The sequence below is a fragment of the Paenibacillus maysiensis genome, assembly GCF_000520815.1.
Classification (GTDB): Bacteria; Bacillota; Bacilli; order Paenibacillales; family Paenibacillaceae; genus Paenibacillus; species Paenibacillus maysiensis.
The window spans coordinates 20,913-32,732 of record NZ_ASRY01000267.1; the positions used below are offsets into that span (position 1 = coordinate 20,913).

Below are 11,820 nucleotides of genomic sequence, written 5' to 3' on the forward strand. Positions count from 1 at the left end.
ATGAGATTTCAGTATTCCTTTCAGAAAGTTGTAGACTTGAAAACCAACGAAAAGTCGCAGGCCGAATGGTTGCTTTCCAGTGCTGTTGGACAATTGCAGGCTGAGGAGCAGACATTGATACAGCTTGTAGGCGAAAGGAATCGGGTCATATCAGCCATTCAAAAGGCTGCCGAGGATTGCGCGTCGCTCTCTACCATTCAGGAATTACAGGCTTATGTCAATCATCTGGATCAATGTATCACACGCAAGCATAGGGACGTTCAATATGCGCAGCAAAATGTGCAAAGTAAACAAACCGTTTTGACCGATAAAATGCTGGATGAACAAGTTTGGCTGAAAGCGAGAGAGAAGGCCAACGTGAAATTCCAACAGGAAATGCTCCTGCGCGAGCAGAACGAGCTGGATGAAATGGCTTCCGTGAGATTTGCCATGAAAGCCCGGTAAGCGGAAAGTCACAGGATACGCATATCAGCTGCCTGAGGAGGAAGACGATGGCACGGAATTTAGCAGAAAATGAACTGGATATGGATTTGGAAAAAGAGTCAGGTGGGGGATTTGAACGGTTTATGTTTTTCCTGATTCCGATTGTTTTTACAATCGTTCTGGTCGGGGTCCTGCTTACGCTGTTCAACGTGGATTTCAGAAGTGAAATGATTTCATTGGGAAACAAGATTCCAATTGTGAAGAATTGGATTCCCGAACCGAAAGACAAGGTTGCCAAGAGCAAAGAGGCAGATCAGAAAGCCCAGTCCGTAAGCTCTGAAGCAACCATCCAGCAGCTTAAGGCAGATTTGGCCAAGCAGACGGAGGAACTCAAAAAGGCTACCGCTGCCAGAACAACTCAGGATAAAAAGGTTACAGAACTGCAAAATCAGGTCAATACGCTACAAACGGAAACGCAACAACAGTCGCAGGTCAGTCAGCAGGGACAGACGGGTACACAGGCGGCGAGCGGAACAGCGAATGAAGACCCATATGTAAAACAGGCCAGAGACCTTGCTTCCATGTATGAAGGAATGACGGCAAGTAAGGCAGCACCGATTATGGAAAACTTGACCACCGAAGAAACGGTACAACTGCTAAGCTACATGGACCCAGCGAACAGTGCGAAGATCTTGCAAAAGATGGATGCTAAAAAAGCAGCCGATATCACGATGGCTCTGAAAAACGTAACACCATCTACTGATTTGTCAGTGGCTGCGTTGCAGTCCCGTTTGAAAAAGGATCAAAGCACTACAGCGGGGACAACGAGCAAAAGTCTGCAAAACACTCAAATTAGCAGCACATTTGCTTCCATGGACAAGAAGAGCGGTGCCGAACTGATTTTACAAACTTACAAAATCAGTCCGGACAAGGCATTAAACATATTAAATACAGTAGATGATTCGACACGTGCTTCTTTACTGCAAAATATGTCTGCGAAGGACGCTGCACAAACGGCGAAAATTTTAAACAAGCTGATGGGCAGCAAGTGATTTGAATGAAGGGAGGTGAAAAAATAAATGACACTTATTTCTCAAAGTGTATCTCTCAGCAATTCCAGTCAGACGGCTGGTAGCACAGCTAGTACAGCGACAACCTCAACAGCAGGGACGGCAGCAGCAGGAGCCACAGGCGGTGCTTTTAATCAGACGCTTACGCAAATGATGACTGGCGGGCAAACGGGCTCTACAAGCACAGATGCTGGGAAATCTCCATTAGTTATGGTGATGCCGCTGGTTACTGCCGGAGAATCGACAGAAGCTTCAACAGAGCCGCTTGTTGAGACGTTGGCTCCGTTACTGCAAAACCTTGAAAAGTTGGATGATCAGGTAGCGTCTGACCCAGCCTTGTTCGCAGCTCTGCAATCGTGGGTCCAGCAAGTACAGCAGTTATTACAAGGTGACGGTGGTGCAAAGGAGCAAACAGACGGTGGGGAAACGAATGCGGCGACAGGCTTAACGGCTTTGGCAGGACATCCGGCTACCATTCGGTTTGCGCTACAGGATGCTTTGTCACAGCTTGCAAATGTAGCGAATCAGGCTACGGGAGACCAAAAGGTCCAGATTACACAGTTGCTACAATCGCTTCAAAATACGACGGCTGGTACGGGAGCTATTTCCGATGAGCAGTGGGCCGGCGTACTGAAAGCGGTGGAGCTTGCTGACGGCTCAGATTCACAAGCAGTTCAACCTTCTACGAATCGGGCGAATAGCACTCAGACATTAACGGCTGTTTCTACAGACAAACAGGTTGTTGCTACTGAGCAGCAGGCGAGTCAAGGCGGGACAAGCCAGCAAGGTGCAGAAGGACAACGTTCATCAGCTAATGTTCATGTTCAAGCCGCAGTTAAAGCAACTCCAACGGATGAAACTGGTGCAGTAGTGGACGTAACCGAGCAGGCTGATCCGGCAGCGACCGACAGTCAAACTCCTGTGATTACGACCGCAGGCCAGCTTTCGGTGCAGACGCAAGGCACAACTCCTTCGGCTCCGGCGCAGCCTGTCGTACATGTGCGACAATTTGCTAAGGAAATGACGGACTTTGTAGTGCAAAAGCTGGATATCGTGAAGCATTCTGGATTAACAGAAGCCACTATTATGCTTCGTCCAGATCATTTGGGACAGCTTGAAGTTAAACTGACGATGCAGAATGGGCACTTGGTCGCCCAGTTCATGACTGAGCACAGCGGAGCTAAAGATTTGCTCGAACAGCAAATGTCACAGTTGCGTGCAAGTCTTCAAAGTCAGGGAATTCAGGTAGATAAGGTGGAAGTAACGCAAAATGAATCACTTTCTTCCCATATGTATCAGGATGGCCGTGGATCAGGTGCAAATCAGCAGCAACAATCCGAGCAACGTTCCAAGACGCGGAGCAGAGAAGAAGCCGATGATGCTCTAAAGGTAGCTGAAATGGCGGAAGAACTCCGCAACTGGACAGCAGAACAACGCACAGATGATGTAAATCGGACAGGCTCCTTTACAGCACAAGCGTAGCATGGAGGTGAGAACACAATGACGACTGCGGACAATAATGTATCCACCAGTAACGTCTGGCCGAATTACAACGTGAATAACGTCAAAACGGCAAGCGCCAAGGATACCAAAACGATGGGTAAGGATCAATTTTTGAAAATTTTGATTACCCAGCTCCAAAACCAGGACCCAATGCAGCCTCTGGAAGATAAGGAATTTATCGCGCAAATGGCGCAATTTTCTTCCGTGGAGCAGTTGATGAACATTTCTACCCAGTTGAATACGTTGGGACAGTCTTTAGGGATATCCTCCGGTTTGATTGGAAAGGAAGTCAGTTGGATTGAGGCTGGTAAAAAGGATTCGCTTACGGGTGAAACAGGCGCAGGTACGGTGAAAAGTGGAATCGTGGATTCCATCGTTATTCGTGACGGTGTACAGTATGCCAAAATCGGAAAGTCAGAGGTTGCACTGAAAGATGTGACATCGGTAAGTCAGGCTCAAACAGCAGCTTCCTCGGCAGGGGCATCGGATACTACAACTTCTTCCTCTACTGGAAGTGGTGAGGACTCATGAATGACCGGATAACGGTCGGACGTCTTTTTCCCGCCAATGTTCCTCCGGCGGCGATTCCGCAGAATCGGGTAAATCCGGTTGCGAAGGATGGTAAGCCCTTCGGACAGGTGTTGCAGGAGCAGGTACTCAAGCTGAGTAACCATGCAGCAAAGCGTCTGGAGCAGCGAGGGATAGAGCTAAGAAGTGACCAGATGGCGAAGATTAACTCCGCTGTGGATAAAGCAGCTGCCAAAGGCGCCAAGGAATCATTGATTTTAATGCAGGATATGGCGTTGATCGTAAGTGTGCCCAACCGGACAGTAGTTACCGCGATGGATAAGCAATCCATGCAGGATAACGTATTTACGCAAATTGATAGCGCCGTTATTATTTCATAGAACATTTAGCAATAAGTGGCTGGCCCGAGCAGGAAAGCCATGAAGAAGCCGCGGATCGACTGATGCGGTTAATCAAGCAAGTATTCAGAGGAGGATTTATACTCAATGTTGAGATCAATGTATTCGGGTGTATCGGGTATGAAGGGCTTTCAAACAAAGCTGGACGTTATCGGTAACAACATTGCAAACGTAAATACAACTGGCTTCAAGTCAAGCCGCGTCATGTTCAAGGATATTTTGAGCCAAACAAGTTCGGGAGCAAGCGCACCGGACGGTACGACAACTGCAGGGCAAAATGCCAAGCAGGTTGGTCTGGGGGTATCAGTCAGCTCCATTGATACATTACATCTTCCAGGTAGTGCAATGACCACCAATAATCCGACAGATTTGCGGATTAACGGTGACGGATTTTTCCTGGTCAAAATGAATGATGCACAGGTAGACCCTTATCTGACTCGCGCGGGTGATTTTCATGTAGATGCGAACCGAAATCTGGTTACTTCTGATGGCTTTTTCGTAGGAAATGCGGATGGAGATCCAATCACACTGGCTGACAATGTGACATCGTTCTCTATCTCGCAGGACGGTACGATTGTACAGCAATTGGATGATGGCACCGTAGACAATGGCACGCAAATTGGTATAGCCAGAGTGACAAACCCCGAAGGCTTGGAGAAAATCGGAGGTAGCTTGTACCGTACCACTGTTAACTCCAACATTGATGCACTTGAGCCTGGAGTAGCCAATTCGGAGGGCCGGGGCGCTATCATCGCGGGTCAACTGGAAATGTCCAACGTCGATTTGACAGGCGAATTTACCGAAATGATCGTAGCTCAGCGCGGTTTCCAGGCGAACTCGCGTATCATTACGACCTCGGATGAAGTGCTACAGGAAGTTGTAAACTTGAAACGTTAATCGCATCTAAACGCGGGGGAGTAAAGGCTCCCCCGTACCTATCAGGAGGTTGGTGTTACGATGATTCCGTTAACGCGGCTGAACGGCTCGCCTATGTGGCTTAATGCTCTGCTCATTGAGACTGTGGAGGAAACGCCGGATACATACGTCACTTTAGTGACGGGGAAACGGTTGATTGTATTGGAAAAAGCGGCAGATGTCGTCTCCTTGATCAAGGGTTACAGCCGTGAAATCGGCATACATGCCGCCACGATAAAAGTGCAACAAATGGAGGAAGACGAATGAAAAAGATGCTGCCATGGCTCATTACAATTTTACTCGCGATTACTTTGATTGCAGGTGCGGCCTTTGTACTTGTACCAGCGCTTAGCGGGAAAAAGTCGGAAGCCACTCCAAATGCGCAAGCCGCTCAAGCAGAACAGCTTCCCCGACTGTCAGCAGATGAATTGGTGGAAGTGAGTTCTGAAATTACTGGTATCAAAACCAATCTGGCAGACGCTGATTATATTGTCCAGATGAATCTTGCTTTTCAATTAAACGATGCCAAAGCAAAGGAATCTTTTGAAAAAATCAAGGACATCAGTATCAAGCCAATCGTTATTCAATTACTTGCAGACACCAAGCCTGATGAGCTCAGAACAGCCAAAGGCCGAGACCAGTTCAGTGACAAGCTGACGGATCTCATCAACAAGTCGCTCCCTGAAGGTCACCTGGGGAACGCCAAAATTACAGACTTTTTGCTGGCAGCCATTTGATTCCAGGTGAACTTGTCAGAACATGTAAGGGGGTGAATAACATTGGTGGATGTAATGTCGCAAGGGGAAATTGATGCCCTTTTAGCAGCTCTCTCGTCCGGTGAAATGGATGCGGAAGAACTTAAAAAGGAAGATACCCAAAAGAAAGTTCGCGCTTACGACTTCAAAAGAGCGCTTCGGTTTTCTAAGGATCACATTCGGAGTTTGACGCGGATACACGAAAATTTTGCGCGGTATCTGACCACTTATTTTTCAGCACAGCTCCGGACGTTTGTCCAAATTAATGTCGTTCAGGTGGAGCAGCTTCCTTATGATGAATTCATTCGCTCCATTCCGAAAATGACCATTTTGAACATTTTTGAAGCCGAGCCGCTGGAAGGACGTATGGTGCTTGAGGTTCACCCGAACATAGCTTTTGCAATGCTGGACAGGCTTCTCGGAGGGACCGGATCAGCGCCGTCCAAGGTTAACGCATTGACAGAGATTGAGACGACAATCATGGAGCGGATTTTTAGTCGTACCTTTGACAGCCTGCAAGAGGCATGGAAAACGGTATTGGATATTGAACCGCGTTTGGAGGCGATGGAAACCAATCCGCAGTTTATGCAGATTGTTTCACCCAATGAAACGATTGCCCTAATCTCACTTAGTACCAAAATTGGTGATACCACAGGGATGATTAACCTTTGTATCCCGCACGTGGTATTGGAGCCGATTATGGCTAGACTGTCCACGCACCAGTGGTTTACATCCGAAAAGAAATCAAGGGCGCCTGAAGAGATTGACGCCTTGAGATTACGGGTCACGAAAGCGCAGCTTCCCATTATTGCCGAGCTAGGTGAATCCCGAATAAATGTGGCCGAGTTTTTGGGCCTTTCGGTGGGGGATGTCATTTCATTGAATAAACCCGTCAAGGAAGGGCTCTCCATCCGGGTGGGCGAAAAACTGAAATTTTTGGGAAGTCCCGGCATGGTAAAAGATCGTGTTGCCGTACAGATTGATGAAATTGTCAGCGAAGGAGTTGAAGAAATTGACGAGTAAAGACTATTTGTCCCAGGAGGAAATTGATGCCCTGCTGAAACAGTCTGAAGCGGGCACGGATTCTACTCCCGCCAACAAGACCGTTGACGATTTTCTGACTCCTCTGGAGCAGGATGCTCTCGGGGAGATCGGTAATATTACGTTCGGCAGCGCAGCGACGGCTCTTTCCACACTGCTTGGTCAAAAGGTTGATATTACAACCCCTAAAGTTTCAATTATTACCCGCTCTGAATTCGAAACAGCATTTCCTAAGCCGCACGTAGCGGTACATGTGAATTATGTAGATGGATTTGAGGGTATTAACTCGCTCGTGATCAAAAAGCGTGATGCGCAGGTCATAGCGGATTTAATGCTTGGCGGTGAAGGAAACCCGGTAGATGAAGAATTGAATGAAATTCATATCAGCGCTGTGCAGGAAGCGATGAACCAAATGATGGGCTCGTCGGCAACCTCAATGTCTACCATGTTTAACCGTTTTGTTAATATCTCCCCACCTGGAATTGATATTTTGGATCCGATGCATGGTGATGGAGTATCCAGCCTGCCAGATGAACAGACGCTGATTACAGTATCCTTCCGTTTGTTGATCGGTGACCTGATTGACTCCACATTGATGCAACTGTTGCCTGTGCATTTCGCCAAAAAGATGGTGAGCATTCTAATGAATGGCGGAGAGGATGACGAGCAACCGCAAGCGTCCGCACAGCAAGTAGCAGCAACGGCTGCTCCAGAAGCGCCACAACCAACCGAGATTCCGCAACAGCAACCCGCACCAACGTATCAACAGCCACCGGCAGCCGCACAGGTGCCCGTACAACCGCCGCAGGATGCAGGTTATGGACAGCAGCCGCCTATGTACCCTCAAGACCCGGGATACGGTCAGCAGGGAGCGCCAGGTTATGGAATGCCTGGAGGTGTACAACCGCAGGCCCCTTATGGAGCGCCTCAACATTATGGTTCGATACCGGGACGAAATGTAAATGTGCAGCCTGTACAATTTTCAAACTTGCAGTCCGGTGCATTTGCGCAAGTGGATGAAAACAATTTAAATTTATTGATGGACATTCCCCTTAGAGTCACCGTAGAATTAGGAAGGACCCAAAAGCAAATTAAAGATATTCTAGAGCTCTCACAAGGTTCGATTATTGAACTGGACAAGCTTGCCGGGGAGCCAGTGGACATTCTGGTCAACAACAAACTGATTGCCAAAGGCGAGGTTGTCGTAATCGACGAGAACTTCGGCGTGCGTGTGACGGATATTGTAAGCCAATGGGACCGTATTCAAAAATTACAATAATAGCATAATTTAGGGAGGATTTATTTCAGATGGCAAACCGTATTTTGATCGTGGACGATGCTGCATTTATGAGAATGATGATTCGGGACATCCTGTCCAAAAATGGATATGAAGTAGTAGGAGAGGCCCAGGATGGATCACAGGCTATTGAAAAATTCAAGGAGCTTCGTCCGGACCTGATTACGATGGATATTACGATGCCCGAAATGGACGGCATTGCCGCTCTGAAGGAAATTAAAAAAATTGACGCGAATGCAAAGGTTATCATGTGCTCCGCGATGGGTCAGCAAGCGATGGTTATTGATGCCATTCAAGCAGGCGCAAAAGATTTTATCGTTAAGCCTTTCCAATCGGATCGGGTTATCGAAGCCATCAACAAAACATTGGGTGTGTAAGGCGCATCCGCTATGGATACAAAACAGGGTGCCTCTGACGCATTGAGTACATCCAGCAATATAGGCAACATTGCCTGGGTCCTTTTCGTGCTGATCTTTATCATCGTACTGATCGTGTACTTGATACGGTTTTTGAGTAAAAGAAATCAGAGCTGGTTCAGCAACCGCTCCGTTCGCATACTGGGAGGCGTGGGGCTGGGCCCTAACAAATCCCTTCAGCTTGTTGAAGTTGGCAGCAGTGTGTATCTCATTGGTGTGGGAGAAGATATCCGGCTTGTTGACAAAGTATCCGATCCTGAAGAAGTGGAGCAAATTTTGGCCGCACTGGAGCAGGAAGCTTCTCTGCAGCGCGGCCCGATTGCCCCGCTATTCGCTAAAATTGCGGATAAGCTTCGCCGGAACAACGCGGCACAGCAGCAGCCTGAAGAGGAAACGTCTTTTCACGAGATGTTCGAATCCAAGCTTCGGCAGATGCCGAAGCGCAAGGATAAACTCGAAAAGCTGCGCAATGAGGAGAATACTACAGATCGGTCGGGAGATTCATGAGAAAAAAGATTATACTTGCATGTTTGCTGCTCGTCTTGTTCAGCTTCATTTCGGTGACGGCGGCCTCTGCGGAACCGATTCCGAACATTGATATTCAAGTCGGCAACTCGGACAAAGGACAGCCCGGTGCCACCTCGCTGTCTATTATTTTACTTATTACTGTCATCAGTGTAGCACCCGCTTTGCTTGTGCTTATGACGAGTTTTACGCGAATCGTGATCGTGCTGGGCTTTGTTCGCACCTCGCTGGGGACCCAGCAGATGCCGCCTAACCAGGTGCTTGTCGGACTGGCCTTGTTTCTTACCTTATTTATAATGGCCCCGACGTTCTCCGCTATGAACGAGACTGCGCTCCAGCCGTATCTCAAGGGGGATTTGACGCAGTCTCAGGCGCTGGACAAGGCTGCAGTACCAATCAAGACCTTTATGTTCTCTCATACACGGGAGAAGGATCTACTGCTCTTTATGAAATACACCAAGATGGAAAAACCTAAGAATTATCAGGACATTCCACTAACGGTGATGGTTCCGGCTTATGCAATCAGCGAGTTGAAAACGGCATTTCAGATGGGCTTTATGATTTTTATACCATTTTTAGTTATAGACATTGTAGTGTCGAGTACACTCATGGCTATGGGGATGATGATGCTGCCGCCGGTAATGATTTCACTTCCTTTTAAAATACTGCTCTTCGTACTTGTAGATGGTTGGTATTTGGTTGTCAAATCATTGCTTCTGAGTTTTAACACATGAATACTTCATGCAAGGACAGCAATCAAGGAGGACGGCAATGACTTCGGAGTTTATTATTTCCCTGGCTGGGCAAGCGGTGTACATTGTACTCAAGGTGAGCGCTCCGATGCTGATTTTGGGGCTAGTCGTGGGTTTGATTATCAGCATTTTTCAGGCGACAACCCAAATTCAGGAGCAGACACTAGCCTTTGTTCCGAAGATTGTCGCCGTATTGCTGGCATTGCTTTTGTTCGGGCCCTGGATATTGACCACATTAGTGGACTTTACGTATAACATTCTGGACAATTTGTACAAATATATAGGTTAGGCTGAATGTTATGAACATATTGTTACAGAGTTTTCCTGTTTTTTTGCTGATTTTTTGTCGGATTACCTCATTTTTTGTAGTAGCGCCTATTTTTTCAACCCGAGGGGTACCTAATATCTTTAAGGTTGGAATTTCAGGATTTCTAGCTTTGGTCGTGTATCTTACATATGGTACGCATCAACAGGTACCGACCGATGTAGCGTATGTGCTGTTAGTGGGTCGTGAAGTGCTGATTGGATTGTTATTGGGGTTTACTGCGTATCTGTTCATGACAGCGATCCAAACCGCAGGTTCATTTATAGACCTACAGGTGGGCTTCGGGATGGCCAGTGTGTTTGACCCGATGACAGGAGCTTCATCACCTTTAACGGGAAATTTCAAGTTTGCGATAGCTGTATTGTTCTTTTTAAGTATAAATGGGCACCATCATCTGCTAAATGCTATCTTATACAGTTATGATTGGGTGCCGCTGACGAATGATTTTTTTGTAAAGCTGTATGGAGGCAGTGTGACGGAATTTCTGATCCGTTCCTTTGCTGAATCTTTTATGCTGGCTTTTCAAATTGCTGCTCCTATAGTAGTAGCTACTTTTTTAACGGATGTGGGACTCGGATTTTTGGCTAAAACGGCTCCGCAGTTTAACATTTTTGTCATTGGTGTGCCACTCAAAATTATTGTGGGACTGTTCATGTTATTGCTTCTCATGCCAAGTTTTGCTTTTATATTCGAAAGATTGTTTTCTGTGATGTTCGAATCCATGCGCAACTTGTTGGATATTATGGGTAATCGTCCTTAATGTCTGGTCTGGAGGAACGTAGTTTGTCATTTAAATATGCTATGAACCTGCAGTTGTTCTCAGGGGAAAAAACGGAAAAAGCCACACCCAAAAAGAAACAGGATGCAAGACAAAAAGGGCAGGTTGCCAAAAGCATGGAGTTGCCCGCAGCGGGTGTCCTGCTGGTCACGTTTTTTTGCCTCATGATTTTCGGCGGGTATTTCAAGGATCATGCGGTTCGCTTGTTTCGTGATATTTTTGTAAACCGGTTATCGATGGAGGTAACGCCGAACACGACAATGCTGATGATGGGTGAGTATGGCGTGCAAATCATGATTATGCTGGCGCCTATTTTTATTGGGGCCATTGTCATCGGGGTAGCTGCGAATTACATGCAGATCGGTTTCTTGTTAACCGGTGAGGGGATTACGCCCAAGTTTAGCAAGATTGACCCGATTAAAGGATTTAAAAATATTTTTTCCATGCGGTCACTGGTTGAATTCCTGAAATCTGTTTTAAAAATGACCGTGATCGGTTATCTGGTGTACAGCGTGCTGTGGAAAACAAAAGCAGACTTACCCAAGCTGGCCGAAATGTCCGGTGACCAAATGTTGAGCTTTACGGCTTCATTAACAATGGAGCTGGGACTCAAAATTGGTGTGGTGCTGTTCGTTTTAGCAGTATTGGATTATATGTATCAACGCTATGAGCATGAGAAAAATCTGAAAATGTCCAAACAGGATATCAAGGATGAATACAAGAAAATGGAGGGTGACCCGCTGATCAAAGGGAAAATTCGTGAACGACAGCGCCGAATGGCTATGCAGCGCATGATGCAGGAAGTTCCCAATGCAGATGTCATCATTACCAATCCTACGCACTTTGCTGTGGCTTTGAAATATGACGGTTCGGAGATGGAGGCGCCGCAGATTATTGCGAAAGGGCAAGATTACGTAGCGCTCCGAATTAAGGAAATTGCCAAGCAAAACGGCGTTATAACGATGGAAAACAAGCCGCTGGCACGGGCGCTGTTTCAAAGAGCCGAAATCGGGGATGCGATTCCAGCCGATCTGTTCCAGGCTGTTGCCGAAGTGCTGGCGTATGTATATAAATTAAAAGGTAAAGTGAAATAA

Annotated in this window: 16 protein-coding genes; all 16 read left to right on the forward strand. The window is 47.0% G+C overall.

Features of this window, described 5'->3' with window-relative positions; translation table 11 throughout:
- The 16 genes from fliJ (at position 1) to flhB (ending at position 11,820) form a co-directional block, all read left to right on the forward strand.
- Positions 1-444 (forward strand): flagellar export protein FliJ, encoded by a 444-nt coding sequence (gene fliJ, locus L696_RS0118295; RefSeq protein ID WP_025684927.1) that lies wholly within the window; start codon positions 1-3, stop codon positions 442-444.
- A 47-nt stretch (positions 445-491) separates the two neighbouring features.
- Positions 492-1,475: a magnesium transporter MgtE N-terminal domain-containing protein gene (locus tag L696_RS0118300; RefSeq protein WP_025684928.1), complete on the forward strand. Its 984-nt coding sequence runs from the start codon at positions 492-494 to the stop codon at positions 1,473-1,475.
- Between the two features lie 27 nt (positions 1,476-1,502).
- Positions 1,503-2,975: a flagellar hook-length control protein FliK gene (locus L696_RS0118305; RefSeq protein WP_025684929.1), complete on the forward strand. Its 1,473-nt coding sequence runs from the start codon at positions 1,503-1,505 to the stop codon at positions 2,973-2,975.
- Positions 2,976-2,993: 18 nt separating this feature from the next.
- Positions 2,994-3,527 (forward strand): flagellar hook capping FlgD N-terminal domain-containing protein, encoded by a 534-nt coding sequence (locus tag L696_RS0118310; protein WP_025684930.1) that lies wholly within the window; start codon positions 2,994-2,996, stop codon positions 3,525-3,527.
- On the forward strand, positions 3,524-3,904 hold the full coding sequence (locus tag L696_RS0118315) for a TIGR02530 family flagellar biosynthesis protein (protein ID WP_025684931.1): 381 nt from the start codon (positions 3,524-3,526) through the stop codon (positions 3,902-3,904). Before L696_RS0118310 ends, L696_RS0118315 begins: the two co-directional genes overlap by 4 nt.
- Positions 3,905-4,009: 105 nt before the next feature.
- The gene (gene flgG, locus L696_RS0118320; RefSeq protein WP_025684932.1) at positions 4,010-4,819 is read left to right on the forward strand and encodes a flagellar basal body rod protein FlgG; all 810 of its coding nucleotides are present in this window, start codon (positions 4,010-4,012) and stop codon (positions 4,817-4,819) included.
- Between the two features lie 60 nt (positions 4,820-4,879).
- Positions 4,880-5,104 carry a flagellar FlbD family protein gene (locus tag L696_RS0118325; protein ID WP_014281086.1) on the forward strand — a complete coding sequence of 75 codons (225 nt, stop codon included), beginning with the start codon at positions 4,880-4,882 and terminating at the stop codon, positions 5,102-5,104.
- The gene (locus L696_RS0118330) at positions 5,101-5,574 is read left to right on the forward strand and encodes a flagellar basal body-associated FliL family protein (protein WP_025684933.1); all 474 of its coding nucleotides are present in this window, start codon (positions 5,101-5,103) and stop codon (positions 5,572-5,574) included. Before L696_RS0118325 ends, L696_RS0118330 begins: the two co-directional genes overlap by 4 nt.
- 42 nt (positions 5,575-5,616) lie before the next feature.
- Entirely contained in the window at positions 5,617-6,615 is a 999-nt protein-coding gene (gene fliM, locus L696_RS0118335) for a flagellar motor switch protein FliM (RefSeq protein ID WP_025684934.1), read from the forward strand.
- Entirely contained in the window at positions 6,605-7,912 is a 1,308-nt protein-coding gene (gene fliY / locus L696_RS0118340; protein WP_025684935.1) for a flagellar motor switch phosphatase FliY, read from the forward strand. Before fliM ends, fliY begins: the two co-directional genes overlap by 11 nt.
- Positions 7,913-7,941: 29 nt before the next feature.
- A complete protein-coding gene (locus L696_RS0118345; RefSeq protein WP_014281090.1) occupies positions 7,942-8,307 on the forward strand; it encodes a response regulator in 366 nt (121 codons plus the stop codon).
- 12 nt (positions 8,308-8,319) lie between these two features.
- Positions 8,320-8,853 carry a flagellar biosynthetic protein FliO gene (locus L696_RS0118350; protein ID WP_025684936.1) on the forward strand — a complete coding sequence of 178 codons (534 nt, stop codon included), beginning with the start codon at positions 8,320-8,322 and terminating at the stop codon, positions 8,851-8,853.
- Entirely contained in the window at positions 8,850-9,605 is a 756-nt protein-coding gene (fliP, locus tag L696_RS0118355) for a flagellar type III secretion system pore protein FliP (protein ID WP_025684937.1), read from the forward strand. Before L696_RS0118350 ends, fliP begins: the two co-directional genes overlap by 4 nt.
- Positions 9,606-9,642: 37 nt before the next feature.
- Complete coding sequence (gene fliQ, locus L696_RS0118360; RefSeq protein WP_007430038.1) at positions 9,643-9,912, forward strand: flagellar biosynthesis protein FliQ; 270 nt, start codon at positions 9,643-9,645, stop codon at positions 9,910-9,912.
- A gap of 10 nt (positions 9,913-9,922) precedes the next feature.
- On the forward strand, positions 9,923-10,708 hold the full coding sequence (gene fliR, locus L696_RS0118365) for a flagellar biosynthetic protein FliR (RefSeq protein WP_025684938.1): 786 nt from the start codon (positions 9,923-9,925) through the stop codon (positions 10,706-10,708).
- Positions 10,708-11,820, forward strand: coding sequence for a flagellar biosynthesis protein FlhB (gene flhB / locus L696_RS0118370; RefSeq protein ID WP_049827444.1), 1,113 nt, complete (start codon positions 10,708-10,710; stop codon positions 11,818-11,820). Before fliR ends, flhB begins: the two co-directional genes overlap by 1 nt.